Origin of the sequence: Ethanoligenens harbinense YUAN-3, assembly GCF_000178115.2 — a bacterium.
GTDB lineage: Bacteria > Bacillota > Clostridia > Oscillospirales > Ethanoligenentaceae > Ethanoligenens > Ethanoligenens harbinense.
Genome location: NC_014828.1, coordinates 686800 through 706983, shown reverse-complemented (window position 1 = coordinate 706983; position 20184 = coordinate 686800). Strand labels below are relative to the sequence as shown.

The window sequence follows — 20184 nt, the reverse complement described above, 5'->3', positions numbered from 1 at the left end:
TGACAATAAGAAATTCCGATGCTATACTCTTTTTAATTTTGTAGGAGGAGGTTATGATCATGACAAGTAGAACGTACGCGCATCCAAGAACCGCCGCCACCGTCTATATCGCATTGTTTGCGGTCCTGATCGCCGTTTGCTCATGGATTTCCATCCCGGGTATCGTCCCCTTTACCTTGCAGACCTTTGCTATTTTTTGTACGGTCGGATTATTGGGAGGGAAACGTGGTACGGTTTCGGTTCTGGTGTACATATTACTTGGCATCATCGGCATACCGGTATTTGCCGGATTTTCCGGAGGCATCGGTGCCTTGTTAGGGCCAACCGGCGGATACATCATCGGTTTTGTGTTTTTGGCACTTGTATACTGGTTGATTACGAAATTGCTTGGCACAAAATTATTGTTTACCATCATTGCAATGGCAGTAGGTCTTCTGACTGTTTACGCGTTTGGCACCGTTTGGTTCATGGTCGTTTATTCACAGAAATCCGGTGCCGTCAGCTTGATCGCCACTCTTGGATGGTGTGTGTTTCCATTCATCATTCCAGATCTGATCAAAATGGCAATTTCCATATTCCTTGTAAAAAGGTTGTCAAGCCATGTTCAATTATAAACTACATCCTCACCATGGTGTTTGCATTGCCTTTTTTGAAGGGAAAGGATACTCACCTTCTTTTATCCAAAACATGCAAGCGGTGATCAATTTGCTCGATAACTCCGCACAAATTCAACTTGTAACCGGCAAAGATGTGATCTGTTCCGAATGCCCAAATATCCGGAACAATCAATGTATCCACCAAAAAACCGTTGTCCGATTTGACAGAGCCGTATTGGCCGCCTGCCATCTGCATGCCGGACAAATCCTCAAATGGACAGATTTCAAACAGATGGTTTTCTCCCACATAATTAGCCGGGGCACTATACGTTCTATCTGTGGAGGATGCCAATGGGAAATGCTTTGCCATAACAAAGCAGATAAACTCGCCCGTATGAGTATTTAAGCCTTTGTCCACCCTGCCCTATCTGTATGATTCAATCATACGCATGACAAAAGCCCTGTTTCTTTCACGATTGGTGATAGCGGCAGGGCCTTTGCAATGCACCATTTCCGCCTGACCTTTGTGTCACTTTGATTCTCTTATACGATCGTCCATGCAAAACGTTCCATTTCGTCACTGCCGCATGTACGGTAGATTTGCTGATTCCAAATTCTTTGGCGGCGCCTCGTACCGTGGACTGGTGCGCAATAATATATTCACCCAGTTCCACGGCCCGTTCCTCCACAATGCCTTTCACTAAAAATCCCCCTCACGTGATCGTATCGCTATATGTATATGCGTGCGATCGGGGGGTATGTGGAAAATGCGCTTTTCCATGATAAAAACCCGCCTTTTCAAAACCAGGCGCGCCAAACCGGCCCGCAGGCGCACGCATGCGGGCCGGTTTATCTGCGGAAACGATTCGTTCGAACGCACAAGGGAAAAATCGAAAAACCTGCTCTGTATTATGCTTTCGGCACGCTCTCCCAGTCTTTCAGGAAACGCTCGACGCCGATCTTCGTCAGCGGATGCTCGATCATCTGGAGGATGACCTTATAGGGCACGGTGGCAATATGCGCGCCCGCCTTCGCCGCCTCCGTCACATGCAGCGGGCTGCGGATGCTCGCCGCGATGATTTCCGTCGGGATACCATGGACCTTGAAAATTTCCGCGATGTCCCGCACGAGGGTCATCCCCTCCCACGAAATATCGTCCACCCGCCCAAGGAACGGGCTGACATACGTCGCGCCAGCGCGCGCCGCCAGCAGGGCCTGCGCCGCCGAAAACACCAGCGTCACATTCGTGTGGATGCCTTTGGCCGCCAGCCGTTTGGTCGCTTTCAGCCCCTCCGCGCACAGCGGCAGCTTGATTACGATATTCGGGTGGATGGCCGCCAGCGGCAGCGCCTCCTCCACCATTTTTTCCGCCTCGAGCGAAACCACCTCTGCGGAGATCGGGCCGTCCACGATGGTGGTGATCTCCCGCACCACTTCCTCAAAGATCCTCCCCGATTTGGCAATCAGCGACGGGTTGGTCGTCACGCCGCAAATCACACCCAGGTCGTTCGCCCAGCGGATCTCGTCCACATTGGCCGTATCCACAAACAGTTTCATCGCAGCCACCCCTTTTGATGTATGGATGTATCGAGTCCGGTATCTGGTCCCGCCACTATTATACCGCATCGGCGGCTTGTCTGCACCCCTATGCTTTGCGCGCTTTGTCCGGGACACGCTCCGCTGCCGGTCCGCAACACCAAAACACTTTTTCGACCGGACGGGATGACCCGAACGTCTTTCCGCGCCCACGCGGTACCGGCACGACTGGGCCGCTCACGGTTTGACGGCGGAGGCATTTTCCCCGAACACACGCTTTACCATCTCCAGCGCGCTTTCGATCACCTGATCCATATTGTAGTACCGGTATTCCGCCAGACGGCCGCCGAACAGTACGTGCGGCTCCTGCTCGGCCAGCGCCTGATAGCGCGCGTACAGCGCTTTGTTCCGCTCGTCCCCAACCGGGTAATACGCCTCGGTGCCCCGTTCCCACCCGGCCGGATATTCTCTGGTGACCACCGTGCTTTCCTGCTCGCCGAACAGGAAATGCTTATGCTCGATAATGCGGGTATAGGGTGTTTCGGCATCCGTATAGTTCACCACCGCGTTGCCCTGATAATTGGATGTAGGCAGCACCTGCGTTTCGAACCGCAGGCTGCGGTATTCCAGTTCGCCGAACCGATAGCCGTAAAACGCGTCGACCATGCCGGTATAGACCACGGTTTCCGCCTGCGCCTGCAGGGCCTGCCGGTCCTCCAGAAAATCGACGCCGAGCCGCGTCTCCACACCATCCAGCAACTTTTCCACCAGCGTGTTGTAACCCTCTTTCGGGATGCCCTGGTGGGGATCGTTGAAATAATTGTTGTCATAGGTATAGCGCACCGGAAGTCGGCGGATGATGAAGGCGGGCAGTTGGTCGCAGGGACGCCCCCACTGTTTTTCGGTATAGCCCTTGATGAGCTTTTCATAAATATCCGGCCCCACCAGCATGAGGGCCTGTTCCTCAAGATTGCGCGGCGTTTCAATGCCAAGCCGCGCGATCTGCCCGGCAATCTTGCGCTGGGCCTCGTCCGGCGTGACGACACCCCACAGTTTATTGAATGTGTTCATATTAAACGGCAGGTTGTATATTTCCCCGTTGTAATTGGCGATGGGACTGTTGACATAGTGGTTGAACGTAACGAACCGGTTGACATACCGCCAGATGTGCTCCTTGCCGGTGTGGAAGATGTGCGCCCCATAGGTATGCACATGGATACCCTCGATCACGTCGCAGTAGACGTTCCCGCCCGGATGGTCCCGCTTGTCGATGACAAGGCACTTTCTGCCGCGCGCAGCCGCCTCATGGGCAAAAACGGCGCCAAACAGCCCCGCGCCCACCACCAGATAATCATATGTTTTCAACTGCATCCCCCAACCATTCTGCGGGCGGCACGCGCCTGCGTCCGCGGCGATCGGCTTTGCCCGGTTTTCACGGGCATTGTAACATAATTATTCTGCTCTGGCAAGGCAAGCCATTCCACATATATCCAATCTTCCGCGCGCGAAACAGCAGCATTGCGGGAAATTCCGATTGACAAAGGCGCCCCGATTCCATATGATGAAAACAGCGCCACACCGGCATCCTGCGGATGTGCCGTAAATCTGGAACAGATACGGGGGACTTTGCTATGCACCAAACCTATCCAAAACGGAAGATCGCGGTCGCGGGCACAGGTTATGTCGGCCTGTCCAACGCCATCATCCTGTCGCAGCACCATACCGTCTTTGCCGTGGACATCCTCCCGGAAAAAGTGGAACAGATCAACAGCCGAAAATCCCCTATTATTGATCCGGAAATTGAGGACTATCTCGCAAACCGCCCGCTGGACCTCACCGCGACCACCGACTGGGAAGCCGCTTACCGCGAGGCCGATTTTGTCGTGATCTGCACGCCGACCAATTACGACCCCGTGAAAAACTATTTTGATACCAGCTCCGTGGAAAGTGTCATCGCGCAGGTCCGGCAGGTGAATCCCAATGCGGTTCTGGTCATCAAGTCCACCGTGCCTGTGGGCTACACCAAAAGCCTGCGCGAAAAGCAGGGGTATGGCAATCTCATCTTCAGCCCGGAATTTCTGCGGGAGGGCCGCGCGCTTTACGACAACCTTTATCCCAGCCGCATCGTCATCGGCAGGCCCGAACATGACGAAAAACTGGCAAACGCGTCGGAACAGTTTGCACAGCTGCTTGCGGAAGGCGCCGTGAAAAAGGACATTCCGGTGCTGTTCACGGGCTCGACCGAAGCGGAAGCGATCAAGCTTTTTGCCAATACATATCTGGCGCTCCGCGTCTCGTTCTTCAATGAACTGGACACCTACGCGGAAATACACGGGCTGCGCACCAGGCAGATCATCGAGGGAATCGGCCTGGACCCGCGCATTGGAAGCCATTATAACAACCCGTCTTTCGGATACGGCGGATATTGCCTGCCGAAAGACACCAAGCAATTACTGGCAAACTACCGGGACGTGCCCGAAAACATCATCCAGGCCATTGTGGAAGCCAACCGTACGCGGAAAGACTTCATCGCGGAGCGCATCCTGGAAAAAGCCGGATACTACAGCGGCGCCGCCGGGCGGAACGGAACGCCGGGCAGGCAGGTCATCGTGGGCATCTACCGCCTGACCATGAAGGCAAACAGCGACAATTTCCGCCAGAGCAGCATTCAGGGCGTTATGAAGCGGCTGAAAGCCAAAGGCGTGGAGGTCGTCATCTACGAACCGACGCTGCATGCAGGGGAACTGTTTTTCGGCAGCAAAGTGGTGAACGATCTCACGGCGTTCAAAACCATGTCCGATGTTATTGTGGCCAACCGCTACGACGCAGCGCTCGACGACGTGGAGGAAAAGGTCTACACACGCGACCTGTACCGGCGCGACTGAGCCAGGCATGACATAATGCCGGCCCGCCTGTTTTATTTGTTCCCGTGCTCCTGTTCCTCTGCACGCAAAAGGCCGGTTTCCCCGGTAGACACGCGCGGACGTTGGCTTTTGTTGACAGTGCTCTGTCTATATGCTATAGTCGAAACATACAGAAATTTGGCAATCCTGTAAAAAACTTGTCGGCAGGTGATGTGATGGAGATCCTTGCACGGCGCGACCCCAAAACCGGGCGGACACAGACCCTGCGCGCGCATACCCTCGCCGTCGCGGACGCGTGTGAAACAGCCTGCGCCAAAATCGGCCTCGGCGCGCTGGGACGGCTGACCGGCCTGCTGCACGACAGCGGAAAAGGGGCGGACGCATTCCAGACCTATTTGGCAGAAGCGGACCCATCCAAACGCGGAACAGTCAACCATGCCGCCTGCGGCGCGCGGTACGCATTTGAGCACTTTCTGACCGACGATGTCCCCGCGAACATCGCGGCGGAATGGGTGATAGCTGCTGTCTGCGGGCACCACGGCGGCCTGCCGGACTGCACCGGCAGCGCGGGAGAAGACATCCTGCGGCAGCGCGCCTACCCCCAAAAGGAATGTGCCTGCGGCCAGGCACTCGCGCGGTTTTTTAAGACCTGCACCTTGCCCGAAGAGCTGTCGGCACTGTTCATGCGGGCCGTACAGGAAACCGCACAGATCTGCGGAAAAACACAGGCGTTCTGCGCCGATTTACCCGGCACGAGCGGATATGTTCAGCTCTGGTTCATGCTGGGCATGATCCAGCGGTATCTGATGAGCAGCCTGGTGGACGCCGACCGGTACGACGCGTATGGTTTCGAGGCGGGCGCCGCGCCGGCAAAAGAAAGCGACCCGACCCCTCTGTGGGAAACGCTGGCCGCCCGGTTGGAAGCCCACCTGGCAGATCTGGCCGAAAAAGCGGCGGAACATCCGGAGACGGCGCATATCAACCGGAAGCGTCGCGAAATCGCCGATGCCTGTCTGGCGTTTTCCGAACACAGCGCGGGCATTTTTCGTCTGGTGGTGCCCACGGGCGGAGGCAAGACCTACAGTTCCCTGCGGTATGCGCTGCACTGCGCCGCCAAGGCGGGCAAACGCCGCATTTTCTATGTCGCGCCTTACAAGACCATTCTGGAACAAAACGCCGCCGATATCCGCGACGTTTTACAGCAGGACGACGCCGTGCTGGAACATCACAGCGACGTCGTGCTTGACCGTAACGGCTCCTCGTCTTCCCGCGAAGAACTCGAGCGGTACGAGCTGCTCACCGAGCGATGGGACGCGCCGGTCGTCCTCACCACCACCGTGCAGTTTCTGAACACGCTGTTCGACGGCAGGCTGAGCAGCGTGCGGCGGATGCACAGTCTGGCCGGTTCCGTCATCATTCTGGATGAGGTACAGGCCATGCCGGTGCGGTGTCTGCACCTGTTCAATGCGGCCGCAAACTTCCTTTCCTGCGTGATGGACTGCGCCGTCATCCTCTGCACAGCCACCCAACCCGCGCTGGAGAACACCACGCACCCCATCCGCCTGCGCGCGCAGAGCGACATGGTGCCGGACATGGACGCTGTTTTTGCCGCGTTCCGCCGCGTGCGGGTGGAAGATAAAACGAGACAGGGCGCGCTGGGAGCCGACCAACTCGCCGACTTCGCCTTCAGCCGGGCAAAACAGGACGGCAGCCTGCTCGCGGTGCTCAACACCAAATCCGCAGCGGCCAAGCTCTGTGCCGCGCTCCGGGCGCGCATGAACACGCTGCCGGACGGAGAACAGATACCGGTTTATTTTCTGTCCACCAGCCTGTGCCCCGCGCACCGCAAAGATGTGATCGACGAGATACGCACGCGGCTGAAAAAGCACGAGCGGCTGATCTGTGTAAGTACGCAGCTCATAGAGGCCGGCGTCGATCTTTCCTTTGCCTGCGTGATCCGCTCGCTGGCGGGGCTGGACAGTATCGCGCAGGCGGCCGGGCGGTGCAACCGGCACGGCGAAGCCGCGCTCCGGACGGTTTATATCATGCAGTGTGCAGACGAAGATCTGCGCCATCTGCCGGATATTTTGGCGGGACAGAGCGCGGCAAAACTGGTGCTGGAAGGTTTCGCCCGTGCCCCGCAGCGTTATGGCGGCGATCTCCTCTCCCCCGACGCTATCCGGCAGTATTACGCGTTCTATTTCGAGATGCAGAAAAGCCAGTTGGATTATCCGGTGGCGCTGGATCGCCCTACCTCCCTGTTTGACCTGCTCTCCGTCCATACACTGGCGCGGTCGGCCTGCGAAGAAAACGGCCGCGCCCTGCCGCAGCACCCGCTGCATCAGGCATACGCAACAGCGGGCAGCCGGTTTCAGGTGATCGACCGGCAAGGCATCGCCGTGGTGGCGCCCTACGGCGATGGCGAGGCACTCATCGCCCGGCTGTGCGGCAAACCCGATCTGGCCGCCCTGCCCGCCCTGCTGCGCCGGACACAGCGGTATGCCGTCAACCTGTTTGAACAGGAGCGGCGTGCGTTGGAGACGCAGGGTGCGATCATTTATCTGCCGGACTGCGGCGTTGCCGTCTTAAGAGAACATTTCTATGATAAGACGCTGGGCGTGCAGACGCGCAGGCATGCGATGGACACGCTGATCGTCTAGCCTTTTTATGAAATCAGAACAGGACCATTATGGATTCGGAAAGGAGCGAAACATGGAGTATCGCAACCGTGTGGATTTTCTGGTAGGCGGCAGGCTGGCGCTGTTCAGTGATCCTGTTACACGGGTGGGGGGCGAAAAATGCAGCTATCAAGTTCCCACCTATCAGGCACTCAAAGGCATTCTGGAAAGCTGTTATTGGAAGCCCACGCTGGTCTGGGTCATCGACGCCGTCCGGGTGATGCGCCCGATCCAAAGCCAGTCCAAGGGCATCCGACCGATCAAATACGGCGGAGGGAACGACCTTTCCATTTATACCTATCTGACCGATGTGGCCTATCAGGTGCAGGCACATTTTGAATGGAACGAGCACCGTCCCGAGCTGGCGGGTGACCGCAACGAGAACAAACATTACGCCATCGCCCGGCGCATGATCGCGCGCGGCGGCAGGCGGGATGTATTTCTGGGCACCAGAGAATGCCAGGCCTATGTGGAGCCATGCACATTCGGCGAGGGCAGCGGACATTACGACGAGGCGGGCACGCTTTCGTTCGGCCTGATGTTCCACGGCTTCAACTATCCGGATGAAACCGGGCGGCAAACGCTGGAGACCCGCTTATGGTATCCCAAAATGGAAAACGGCGTCATCCGGTTCTGTCGGCCGGAAAACTGCCGGGTGGTGCGCGTGGTCAAACAGCAGAAAGCGGTCAAATCGTTCACACCCGGTGAAAACTTCGCGCCCTGTGACACGCTGGCAGAGGAGGTGGCCGTCGATGGGCTGGATGCAGAAACTGTATGAGACCTATGAGAGCTGCCAGAGGGAAGTCGGCAGAACGGAAGAAGGCAAGCTCCCGTTGCTGCCCATCTACCACACCACCCAACAGGCGCAGATCGAGGCGGTGGTGGACAGCGACGGCAACTGGTGCCTCGGGCGGGCGCAGGTGATTCTGAACAAAAACGACATGACCACCATCATCCCCTGCACGGAAAGTTCCGGCGCACGCACCAGCGGACTCGAACCGCACCCTCTGTTCGACAAACTGCAATACATCGCCGGGGATTTCGAGACCTGTGTCACCGGCAAAAAAAGCGGTTTTCAGGGGTATATCACCGCGCTCGCGGACTGGTGCGCCTCGCCGTATGCGCACCCGAACGTCCGTGCACTCTATGCCTACCTGCAAAAAGGCACGCTGATGGCGGATCTGATGGCGGACGGCATCCTGTTCCGGGATGAAACGGGCGCGCTGCCGGCCAAATGGGCCGGAAAAAAAGAGGACACGCCGTCGATCTTCAAAGCCTGCGCCGGGGCACAAACCGATGCGTTCGTGCGGTTCCGTGTCGTCCCGGCGGACGGCTCCCCCGATATCCACAGCGCACTTTGGCAGAACCCCGCCGTTTGGCAGAGTTACATCGACTATGAGAACCACCGGCAGCAAAAGCAGGACATCTGCTATGTGCGCGGCGAGGAACTGCCGGTATCTACCCTCAGCCCCAAGAAGATTCGTAACCCCGGCGACGGCGCAAAGTTGATTTCCAGTAACGACACCAGCAATTTCACATTCCGCGGCCGGTTCCGGGATGCCACCGAGGCGTTCTGCATCAGCCGGGAGACCACCGAAAAAGCGCACAGCGCCCTGCGCTGGCTTATCTCCCGACAGGGGTGGCCCAACGGAGAACAGGTGATCGTGACATGGGGCACAACCGGGAGAAAACTGCCGGATCCCTGCGCCGACGCGCTGGATTTGTTTTTCAACAAGCTGAAAAAACCGGAGGAACCTATCCCCACCAAAGACGAATTCGCGGCCAGGCTGCGTCGGGCGCTTTCCGGTTATATCTGCGATCTGCAAAACGGCGAGGAGGCCACCATCATGGGGCTGGACTCCGCCACACCCGGCAGGCTCTCCGTTTTTTATTACCGCGAGATGCAGGCCGTGGACTTCCTCGCCCGCGTGCAAAGCTGGCACGACACCTGCGGCTGGGCGCACGATTACGGCTGGGTGCCCGACCCCGTGGACGCAAAGAAGCGGAAACACGTCGCCTTTGTGGGCGCGCCGTCTCCCAAAGACATCGTATTCGCCGCCTATGGGCCGAACGCCGATGACAAACTGAAAAAGAACATCGTGCAGCGTCTGCTGCCCTGCATCATCGACGGCGCGCGCCTGCCGCGGGACATCATGCTCTGCGCGGTCCACCGGGCGTCGAACCCCGTGGGAAGGGAGGACTGGGAAGTCCGCAAGACGCGTGGCATCGCCTGCGCGCTGATCCGCAAATACCACAACGACCGGTACAACGGAGAAACCATCAAAGACGCAACCTATAAGGAGGTCTGGGCCATGGCACTGGACAAGCAGATCGACGAGCGCGACTATCTTTTCGGCCGCGCGCTGGCCTATGCGCAGAAGATCGAAAGCTATGCGCTGGATGGGGCGGGCGAAAAACGCAGCACCAACGCGGAACGGCTGCAAACCGCATTCTGCCAGCACCCCGCGCGCACCTGGCTCACCATAGACCGCCAACTGCGGCCCTATCTGCTCCGGCTTGGGAAAAAAGCGACACGGTATCATGACGAGCTCAACGAGATCCTCTCACGCATTCCGCCGGAGGCCTTCACGAGCGCCCCGCTCAGTGAAAAATACCTGCTCGGCTATGCCTGCCAGATGCAGGCGTTCCACGAAGAAATGGAAGCATACAACCGCCATAAAAAAGAAAAAGCCAATACCGCCGAAGGAGTGCAGGAATAATGGGAACTCTATCAAACAAGATCGACTTTGCCGTGGTCCTCTCCGTCAAAAACGCCAACCCGAACGGCGACCCGCTCAACGGCAACCGCCCGCGCGAAACCTACGAGGGGCTGGGTGAGATCTCCGACGTCTGCATCAAGCGCAAGATCCGCAACCGCCTGCTGGATATGGGGCAGCCCATCTTCGTGCAGTCGGACGACCGCCGCGTGGACGGATTCAAGAGCCTGCGGGAGCGCGCGGACGCCTGCACGGAACTGAAAAAAGCCGAAACCGCCAAAGACAAGGACGCGTTTGCCAAAGCGGCCTGTACGGCGTGGATGGATGTGCGCAGCTTTGGACAGGTGTTTGCGTTTAAAGGCAGCGACGTTTCAGTCGGCGTGCGCGGCCCGGTGTCGGTGCACCCGGCATTCAGCATCGAACCCATCGACGCCGTGAGCATCCAGATTACCAAAAGTGTCAACAGCGTCACCGGCGATAAAAAGTCGTCCGATACGATGGGCATGAAACACCGCGTACCGTTCGGCGTCTATACCTTTTTCGGCAGCATCAGCTGCCAACTGGCCGAAAAGACCGGGTTTACGGACGAGGATGCCGAGCTGATCCATCAGGCGCTGCGTTCGCTCTTTGAAAACGACAGTTCCGCCGCCCGGCCGGACGGCAGCATGGAGGTCTACAAGGTCATCTGGTGGAAACACAACTGCAAGACCGGCCAGTATTCTTCCGCCAAAGTGCACCGTTCGCTGAATGTGCTGCCGCGTGACGGCGGCGATCCCCGCGACGTGACCGGCTATGCCGTCACCGCAGACGCGCTCGACGGCCTGCAACCGGAAATCGAAGATGGCATATGAGGAAGACGCATTCTTAAATCTGGCGGGCATCCAGCATTTTGCGTTCTGCCGCCGGCAATGGGCGCTGGCTTATATCGAAATGCAGTGGGCCGAAAACCTGCGTACCACCGAGGGTCACCTCCTGCATGAACGGGCGCACGACGCCTTTGCCACCGAAAAGCGTGGCAACTTGCTCATTTCGCGCGGCATGTCGGTATTTTCAAGGGAGCTGGGAATCAACGGCGTTTGCGACGTGGTGGAATTCCACGCTTCCGCCAGGGGCGTGCCGCTTTTTGGTCGGGAGGGAAAATGGCTGCCCGTACCGGTGGAATATAAGCGCGGCAGTCCCAAGGAAAACGACGCCGACCGTCTGCAGCTCTGCGCACAGGCCATGTGTCTGGAGGAAATGCTCGTGTGCGACAGCATTCCGCAGGCATACCTCTATTATGGCGAGACGGCGCGCCGTTCCGTTGTCGCGCTCGACGATGACCTGCGCCAGCGTGTGCGCGCCATTTCGGACGAAATGCACGAACTGTACCGCAGACAATACACGCCGCGGGTAAAGCCAACCAGAAGCTGCAACGCATGCTCGCTGAAAGAACTATGCCTGCCTAAATTGCAGCGGGTCGGTTCGGCGGCGGCTTATCTACGCAAGCGGCTGGAGGAAGTACCATGAAAACGCTGCTCAACACCCTGTATGTCACTTTGCCGGATGCGTATCTGGCGCTGGACGGAGAGAACGTGGTCGTGCAGCAAAAACAAGAAACGTTGCTGCGCGTGCCGCTGCACAATCTGGAAGGCATCGTGACATTCGGTTATACCGGCGCCAGCCCCGCATTGATGGGCGGCTGCGCCGAACGGGGTATTGCCCTCACCTTTCTGACCGCGCACGGCCGTTTTCTGGCGAGGGTCTCCGGAAGCGTGCAAGGCAACGTTTTGCTGCGCAAAACCCAGTACCGCCTGTCGGACAACGAGCAAGACAGCCTGCCGTTGGCCAAGAACTTTATCATCGGCAAACTGTTCAATGCGCGGTGGGTGGTGGAACGCGCGGTTCGAGACCACGCGGCCCGGTTGAATACCGAAAAGCTAAAACAGGTCTCGTCTTTGTTGGCGAAATCCATTCTGTCCGTGCAGTCGGCCCAGACTTTGGAAGAACTGCGCGGTATCGAAGGTGTGGCCGCCACACGCTATTTTTCCGTCCTGGACGACCTGATCCTGCAACAAAAGGAACAGTTCTTTTTTCACGGCCGCAACAGGCGCCCGCCGACGGATAATGTCAATGCCATGGCCTCGTTTGTATACGCCCTGCTGGCGCATGATACGTCCGCGGCATTGGAAAGCGCGGGCCTTGACCCGTATGTGGGCTTTTTGCACCGCGACCGCCCGGGGCGGGTGTCTCTGGCCCTGGATCTGGTGGAGGAACTGCGTACGGTTTTGGCCGACCGGTTCGTCCTGACGCTGATCAACACCAAACAAGTAAGCCCCGACGGATTCATCCAAAAAGAAAACGGCGCCGTGCTCATGGATGACAGCTGCCGCAAAGCCATTCTGAACGCCTGGCAAAAAAAGAAACAGGAAACCATCACCCACCCGCTGCTCGGAGAAAAAATGGACTGGGGATTGGTGCCCTATGCACAGGCAATGCTTCTGGCACGTTTTTTGCGGGGCGACCTGGATACATACCCGCCATTTTTGTGGAAATAGGTGAAAACATGCTGGTCCTGATCACATACGATGTCAATACCGAAACGGCTGCGGGAAGAAAACGGCTCCGCAAAATCGCCCGGGAATGCGTCAATTACGGGCAACGCGTGCAAAATTCGGTGTTTGAATGCGTTATGGACGCCGCACTGTGCTGCTCGGTCAAGCACAAGTTGGAACAAATCATCGACCCGGAAAAAGACAGCCTGCGCTTTTACTACCTCGGGAACCACTACAAAACAAAGGTCGAGCACATGGGTGCCAAACCATCGTTTGACGTCACAGAACCATTGATTCTGTGACGGTGCGAAGGATAAGCGCGCAGACTTTTCCCGTGTGCTTCGCACCAAGTTATAGGCGAAATCCGTCTGTTTCAAGTCGATTTCATGTTTGAAAAAGCATGTTCCAGTAACGAAATTGGGCATTTTAACATGGAAACAACTCAAAAACATAGGTGATTTTTGCTGCTTTTGCTGTCGCTCTCCACACGGAGAGCGTGGATTGAAATGGGTTCCTGTACGGGCTTCTGGACGGCTTGTGGAGTCGCTCTCCACACGGAGAGCGTGGATTGAAATATTTGCCGTCTGGACAGCGTGAATGAAGTCGATGGTCGCTCTCCACACGGAGAGCGTGGATTGAAATTTGGCCGCAAGCTCTGGAAACACACCGGCTGGGGGTCGCTCTCCACACGGAGAGCGTGGATTGAAATATCCTTGCAAATAACATTGCAAGCAAATTCGGCAGGTCGCTCTCCACACGGAGAGCGTGGATTGAAATTTAGTGTACAGGGCGTATGCGTTAGCCCAAAAGGGTCGCTCTCCACACGGAGAGCGTGGATTGAAATTGTAAGAAACATTCGCCCATCGCGGGTTTTCAAGGGTCGCTCTCCACACGGAGAGCGTGGATTGAAATATAGCGTGTATCAAGAAATATGGAGCTACATGAGGTCGCTCTCCACACGGAGAGCGTGGATTGAAATTCACATCCGCCGTCATCACGATTATGTCAAATGAAGTCGCTCTCCACACGGAGAGCGTGGATTGAAATCGATGCTGCCGGAAAGCTCGTCCGTAATGGCGGTGGTCGCTCTCCACACGGAGAGCGTGGATTGAAATGACATGGCAGAGCAAAGCGACAAACTGATTTCCGTCGCTCTCCACACGGAGAGCGTGGATTGAAATGCGAGCGCATGCTGGATGGATACAGCAACCAACGGTCGCTCTCCACACGGAGAGCGTGGATTGAAATGGCGGAAGTACTGAGCAGCTACAATGACCTGCTGGTCGCTCTCCACACGGAGAGCGTGGATTGAAATAAATCGGAACCGGGCGTAACGCCGGAACCGCTGAGTCGCTCTCCACACGGAGAGCGTGGATTGAAATGCGCTGGCATTTAAATCGGAACCGGGCGTAACGCGTCGCTCTCCACACGGAGAGCGTGGATTGAAATGATTTCCAGCCGCTTGTTATCCAGTGCGGATTTAGTCGCTCTCCACACGGAGAGCGTGGATTGAAATGTCAAAGCTCCGCGCAGTGTTGTACCGGCTTTTTCGTCGCTCTCCACACGGAGAGCGTGGATTGAAATTACCAAGGTGATGCCTGCCACCACCTATCTGACGCGTCGCTCTCCACACGGAGAGCGTGGATTGAAATCGCTTACCCTGTAACTATATTATACTACCGCGCGGTCGCTCTCCACACGGAGAGCGTGGATTGAAATACTGAAAAAACAGGAGGATAATTATATGGCAATGGTCGCTCTCCACACGGAGAGCGTGGATTGAAATTTCTGCCAGTTGGCGTAGGTATCGCGTCGGTTGAGTCGCTCTCCACACGGAGAGCGTGGATTGAAATTGCAAGGCGGCGTATGACGTATGAAAGTAAAATTGTCGCTCTCCACACGGAGAGCGTGGATTGAAATAAGCATAAGGGCCTGTATTGCTGGATGCAGCACAGTCGCTCTCCACACGGAGAGCGTGGATTGAAATCGATTTATGGTAGTCAAAAAGGGTTTATATACAAGTCGCTCTCCACACGGAGAGCGTGGATTGAAATGCGTGAAGACATCACAACGCACGATCAAGCGGTAGTCGCTCTCCACACGGAGAGCGTGGATTGAAATACCTTGCAAACGCGTCCGGCGGAAAATATGGTTTGGTCGCTCTCCACACGGAGAGCGTGGATTGAAATATGGACGAAACCACGGGCTTTTCAAATCTCTTATGTCGCTCTCCACACGGAGAGCGTGGATTGAAATATCTTTGCGTATACCAGTTCTACGGCTGGGATTTGTCGCTCTCCACACGGAGAGCGTGGATTGAAATTTCCCCGGACAACTATAACGATCAATGGTATCACGTCGCTCTCCACACGGAGAGCGTGGATTGAAATGCAATCACTGGGTATAAGTCTACAAAAGATGTCCGTCGCTCTCCACACGGAGAGCGTGGATTGAAATGACCGGGAGCCGGTGGACGCGTCGCTGGGTGACCGTCGCTCTCCACACGGAGAGCGTGGATTGAAATAATGCGGCCACTGGCGGTCTCAAGCCCGCAAAAAGTCGCTCTCCACACGGAGAGCGTGGATTGAAATGCAAAGATATCGTAGAGATGGCGTGCTCAACCGGAGTCGCTCTCCACACGGAGAGCGTGGATTGAAATTCATTGTAGCTGCCGGTCATGATTTTTTCCCACGGTCGCTCTCCACACGGAGAGCGTGGATTGAAATATAATGCGGCATATTTCGCTTACATGTAATGCCCGTCGCTCTCCACACGGAGAGCGTGGATTGAAATCCATAGGGCATCCAATACAGCCTATACGGGAAAAGTCGCTCTCCACACGGAGAGCGTGGATTGAAATATTTTCTCACATCGCCGTCCGACAATTCCATCAAGTCGCTCTCCACACGGAGAGCGTGGATTGAAATAGCTCCTTTTAGGCATAAAAAATCCGCCCGTAGGGTCGCTCTCCACACGGAGAGCGTGGATTGAAATGATATATGGCTCGCCCAACCGCGCCGGATGTACCAGTCGCTCTCCACACGGAGAGCGTGGATTGAAATATTTTCTCACATCGCCGTCCGACAATTCCATCAAGTCGCTCTCCACACGGAGAGCGTGGATTGAAATCCCTCCAAACCACATTTATGAACAAACTGTTAATGTCGCTCTCCACACGGAGAGCGTGGATTGAAATGATTTCATCCACAATTTTGCGCGCCATATGCGGAGTCGCTCTCCACACGGAGAGCGTGGATTGAAATGCTTTGATCCAGCGTCGGAAGCGGCTGGCTGATGGTCGCTCTCCACACGGAGAGCGTGGATTGAAATAGGCATATTTGAGGGGGAATGGATATGGCAATTAAGTCGCTCTCCACACGGAGAGCGTGGATTGAAATAGCATTATAGCGGTTGTAGTGCAACCGCTAAGAAAGTCGCTCTCCACACGGAGAGCGTGGATTGAAATCAGTTCCTTCGGCGCGAGAACGGAAATCAACTGAGTCGCTCTCCACACGGAGAGCGTGGATTGAAATGCGACATATGCGGACGGTTTTCTGCCGTGTATAGTCGCTCTCCACACGGAGAGCGTGGATTGAAATGGGAGGCGGCGGAGGAAAGCCCCCGTCACTTGATGAGTCGCTCTCCACACGGAGAGCGTGGATTGAAATATGAACGGCGTTATGGCAAACGGGAAACGATTTGGTCGCTCTCCACACGGAGAGCGTGGATTGAAATGTGGAACAAGGGGGCCGGCACCGGCGGCACTGACGTCGCTCTCCACACGGAGAGCGTGGATTGAAATAGCCATATGGATTGATAAACCGGAAATAACCCAAAGTCGCTCTCCACACGGAGAGCGTGGATTGAAATGTAAGAAACATTCGCCCATCGCGGGTTTTCAAGGGTCGCTCTCCACACGGAGAGCGTGGATTGAAATTGTATAACCGACACCACCGGCGGGCGTATGTGTTGTCGCTCTCCACACGGAGAGCGTGGATTGAAATTATTAATCAAAGACACAGACCCAAGGCCCATGTAGTCGCTCTCCACACGGAGAGCGTGGATTGAAATTTTCTGCACGGAAGGAATGTATGTAGCAGAAAGATGTCGCTCTCCACACGGAGAGCGTGGATTGAAATGCAAGGATATTAATTTCTTTCGGCGTTCAGATGGGGTCGCTCTCCACACGGAGAGCGTGGATTGAAATTTCTTCGCGTCCGTGTTCGGGTCAAGAATGTTGGGTCGCTCTCCACACGGAGAGCGTGGATTGAAATTTCTTCGCGTCCGTGTTCGGGTCAAGAATGTTGGGTCGCTCTCCACACGGAGAGCGTGGATTGAAATCAATCCTCCATATCTGATTCTATGCTTATCCGTGAGTCGCTCTCCACACGGAGAGCGTGGATTGAAATGTATTGACATTATACAGTGTCAATGATATAATATGTCGCTCTCCACACGGAGAGCGTGGATTGAAATGTATGATATAATAATATCTTATAAGGCGGTGATAGTCGCTCTCCACACGGAGAGCGTGGATTGAAATTGATTGATTACTTGACGATGACAACGCGCATACAGTCGCTCTCCACACGGAGAGCGTGGATTGAAATGTATTATGATGGTATCCGCTTGCACTGGACGGAAAGTCGCTCTCCACACGGAGAGCGTGGATTGAAATGTTAAGGATTTCTTTCAGTGGGCATTACAATCTGGTCGCTCTCCACACGGAGAGCGTGGATTGAAATGATGCTGGATACGATATCTGCTACGTTGGTTGCGTCGCTCTCCACACGGAGAGCGTGGATTGAAATGTTGCGGTGATTGTCGCGGCAATTGTGGTCTGTCGTCGCTCTCCACACGGAGAGCGTGGATTGAAATTCCTTCGATCGGTTTTTCACGTTCCAGTCGGTCAGTCGCTCTCCACACGGAGAGCGTGGATTGAAATACTGCGAGCTGTGCCTTATAGGTCGCTTCAACAGGTCGCTCTCCACACGGAGAGCGTGGATTGAAATATCAAACTTGTAAGGCAAATGGCGAACAGATTATGTCGCTCTCCACACGGAGAGCGTGGATTGAAATGCTGTGTTAAGATCAACAGTGGTGCTGATACCGGGTCGCTCTCCACACGGAGAGCGTGGATTGAAATACACCATCTGCAATTTGCTGGGCATCCAGCACAGTCGCTCTCCACACGGAGAGCGTGGATTGAAATAATCGCGTATGCATCAATCTCGCATAAGCCCGTAGTCGCTCTCCACACGGAGAGCGTGGATTGAAATGGAAATTTAATGTGGAACGCCGAGGGACTGAAAGGTCGCTCTCCACACGGAGAGCGTGGATTGAAATTTGCATGACGACGGGGTAAATGTGCTGCTCAATGGTCGCTCTCCACACGGAGAGCGTGGATTGAAATCTTAAGCACCCGTCAACGTATAACGGCGGGTGCTGTCGCTCTCCACACGGAGAGCGTGGATTGAAATAATTATCGGCGCGGTCGCCTTTGAAAGCTGTTCAGTCGCTCTCCACACGGAGAGCGTGGATTGAAATAACACCTATACGTCAAGCAACGACAGCAACATATGTCGCTCTCCACACGGAGAGCGTGGATTGAAATTTCATCTGGTACGTACAAAACAAACACTGACCGCGTCGCTCTCCACACGGAGAGCGTGGATTGAAATGCCCATCTGCGGTGCAAAGGGCAAATGATGATGTGTCGCTCTCCACACGGAGAGCGTGGATTGAAATATCCGTGGAGTATAGCAGGTGTACGCGGCCATCCGGTCGCTCTCCACACGGAGAGCGTGGATTGAAATGATGAAATAATGACGGGTAGCGGCACATTTTGAAGTCGCTCTCCACACGGAGAGCGTGGATTGAAATTTCTATGTGCCTGAAAGCAATGGTACGCACGATGCGTCGCTCTCCACACGGAGAGCGTGGATTGAAATTTCGACCGCCTCGGCAAGCTCCTCGTCATCCAAGGTCGCTCTCCACACGGAGAGCGTGGATTGAAATGGGCACGCGCAGACCGTCCAGCCGGTCAAGCAGGTGTCGCTCTCCACACGGAGAGCGTGGATTGAAATAATAAGATGGAGCAGGCGATACAAGAGCGTCTGTGTCGCTCTCCACACGGAGAGCGTGGATTGAAATGCCAATCGAACTCCGCCGCACTCTTGGAATTTCCGTCGCTCTCCACACGGAGAGCGTGGATTGAAATTTTGGAGATGATCCGTGACTGGCAGGCGGATGGCGGTCGCTCTCCACACGGAGAGCGTGGATTGAAATCGGTTGCCATTGACGCGCTGGTGCTGGCGCTGCCGTCGCTCTCCACACGGAGAGCGTGGATTGAAATTTTATATGAGCAATCGGAATGTATCGTCTTGCTGGGTCGCTCTCCACACGGAGAGCGTGGATTGAAATGGCATCGTGTCTGTAATCAACGGACTGTCTGCACGTCGCTCTCCACACGGAGAGCGTGGATTGAAATGCTTTCATCAAGGTGTCTGAGGGCACCGGGTATGGTCGCTCTCCACACGGAGAGCGTGGATTGAAATATAAAGGGGTGCTTGAGATGCGCAGAGTAAACACGTCGCTCTCCACACGGAGAGCGTGGATTGAAATGTGTTTGACCGTTCGCCAAAGCTGAAAGCTATGGGTCGCTCTCCACACGGAGAGCGTGGATTGAAATGGCAGTGCAAGCACCAGTGCTTCAATTGCAACAGTCGCTCTCCACACGGAGAGCGTGGATTGAAATATTTTTGCGTCTACGGTGATGCCATCCAGCGTGAGGTCGCTCTCCACACGGAGAGCGTGGATTGAAATGCATTTTTCGGAGCATGTGTTGCGGCACGTGTGGGTCGCTCTCCACACGGAGAGCGTGGATTGAAATTTTCGCATAAAAATGCCGCCCTCTATGGGGCGGCGTCGCTCTCCACACGGAGAGCGTGGATTGAAATAATTACTTTATAAATGGCAAAAATCCAAGAGCCGGTCGCTCTCCACACGGAGAGCGTGGATTGAAATGTTGCCACGGCGGGGAAGATTAAAAAGGTTTGTGTCGCTCTCCACACGGAGAGCGTGGATTGAAATGAGTCGTTCCAACTTGGCCTTGAACCAAAGTGCCAGTCGCTCTCCACACGGAGAGCGTGGATTGAAATGAGAATTTCCCCTATTCGATCACATTTCCGACGCGTCGCTCTCCACACGGAGAGCGTGGATTGAAATTGCAGCACGGTCACGTTGCAGTTGATGAGGTCACG

The 20184-nt window shown here is 55.6% G+C and carries 13 protein-coding genes and 1 CRISPR repeat array (1 of these 14 only partly in view); of the genes, 10 read left to right on the top strand and 3 right to left on the bottom strand.

Features of this window, described 5'->3' with window-relative positions:
• Positions 1–53 precede the first annotated feature (53 nt).
• Both ETHHA_RS03325 and ETHHA_RS16295 read left to right on the top strand, forming a co-directional pair.
• Complete coding sequence (locus ETHHA_RS03325) at positions 54–614, top strand: biotin transporter BioY (RefSeq protein WP_013484597.1); 561 nt, start codon at positions 54–56, stop codon at positions 612–614.
• The gene (locus tag ETHHA_RS16295) at positions 601–1002 is read left to right on the top strand and encodes a DUF1284 domain-containing protein (protein WP_013484596.1); all 402 of its coding nucleotides are present in this window, start codon (positions 601–603) and stop codon (positions 1000–1002) included. Before ETHHA_RS03325 ends, ETHHA_RS16295 begins: the two co-directional genes overlap by 14 nt.
• Positions 1003–1066: 64 nt before the next feature.
• On the opposite strand, the gene ETHHA_RS16430 is transcribed toward ETHHA_RS16295, so the two are convergent.
• The 3 genes from ETHHA_RS16430 to glf all read right to left on the bottom strand — a co-directional run bounded on the left by ETHHA_RS16430 (position 1067) and on the right by glf (position 3503).
• Entirely contained in the window at positions 1067–1285 is a 219-nt protein-coding gene (locus ETHHA_RS16430; RefSeq protein WP_479723653.1) for a sporulation transcriptional regulator SpoIIID, read from the bottom strand.
• 220 nt (positions 1286–1505) lie between these two features.
• The gene (gene fsa / locus ETHHA_RS03315) at positions 1506–2153 is read right to left on the bottom strand and encodes a fructose-6-phosphate aldolase (RefSeq protein WP_013484595.1); all 648 of its coding nucleotides are present in this window, start codon (positions 2151–2153) and stop codon (positions 1506–1508) included.
• Between the two features lie 216 nt (positions 2154–2369).
• Positions 2370–3503 carry a UDP-galactopyranose mutase gene (glf, locus tag ETHHA_RS03310; protein ID WP_175405610.1) on the bottom strand — a complete coding sequence of 378 codons (1134 nt, stop codon included), beginning with the start codon at positions 3501–3503 and terminating at the stop codon, positions 2370–2372.
• Between the two features lie 260 nt (positions 3504–3763).
• Between glf and ETHHA_RS03305 the strand changes: the two genes are divergently transcribed.
• From ETHHA_RS03305 to cas2, 8 genes are all read left to right on the top strand, one after another.
• On the top strand, positions 3764–5017 hold the full coding sequence (locus tag ETHHA_RS03305) for a nucleotide sugar dehydrogenase (RefSeq protein WP_013484593.1): 1254 nt from the start codon (positions 3764–3766) through the stop codon (positions 5015–5017).
• A 194-nt stretch (positions 5018–5211) separates the two neighbouring features.
• The gene (locus ETHHA_RS03300) at positions 5212–7656 is read left to right on the top strand and encodes a CRISPR-associated helicase/endonuclease Cas3 (protein WP_013484592.1); all 2445 of its coding nucleotides are present in this window, start codon (positions 5212–5214) and stop codon (positions 7654–7656) included.
• A 52-nt stretch (positions 7657–7708) separates the two neighbouring features.
• Positions 7709–8452 carry a type I-C CRISPR-associated protein Cas5c gene (cas5c, locus tag ETHHA_RS03295; protein ID WP_013484591.1) on the top strand — a complete coding sequence of 248 codons (744 nt, stop codon included), beginning with the start codon at positions 7709–7711 and terminating at the stop codon, positions 8450–8452.
• Complete coding sequence (gene cas8c / locus ETHHA_RS03290; RefSeq protein ID WP_013484590.1) at positions 8427–10394, top strand: type I-C CRISPR-associated protein Cas8c/Csd1; 1968 nt, start codon at positions 8427–8429, stop codon at positions 10392–10394. Before cas5c ends, cas8c begins: the two co-directional genes overlap by 26 nt.
• Positions 10394–11242 (top strand): type I-C CRISPR-associated protein Cas7/Csd2, encoded by an 849-nt coding sequence (gene cas7c, locus ETHHA_RS03285; RefSeq protein ID WP_013484589.1) that lies wholly within the window; start codon positions 10394–10396, stop codon positions 11240–11242. The genes cas8c and cas7c overlap by 1 nt, the downstream gene beginning before the upstream one ends.
• Complete coding sequence (gene cas4 / locus ETHHA_RS03280) at positions 11232–11897, top strand: CRISPR-associated protein Cas4 (RefSeq protein WP_013484588.1); 666 nt, start codon at positions 11232–11234, stop codon at positions 11895–11897. The genes cas7c and cas4 overlap by 11 nt, the downstream gene beginning before the upstream one ends.
• On the top strand, positions 11894–12925 hold the full coding sequence (cas1c, locus tag ETHHA_RS03275; RefSeq protein ID WP_013484587.1) for a type I-C CRISPR-associated endonuclease Cas1c: 1032 nt from the start codon (positions 11894–11896) through the stop codon (positions 12923–12925). The genes cas4 and cas1c overlap by 4 nt, the downstream gene beginning before the upstream one ends.
• A gap of 8 nt (positions 12926–12933) precedes the next feature.
• Entirely contained in the window at positions 12934–13224 is a 291-nt protein-coding gene (gene cas2, locus ETHHA_RS03270; protein ID WP_013484586.1) for a CRISPR-associated endonuclease Cas2, read from the top strand.
• A 173-nt stretch (positions 13225–13397) separates the two neighbouring features.
• A CRISPR array of direct repeats spans positions 13398–20184; the repeat unit is 33 nt; unit sequence GTCGCTCTCCACACGGAGAGCGTGGATTGAAAT (it continues 12017 nt past the right edge of the window).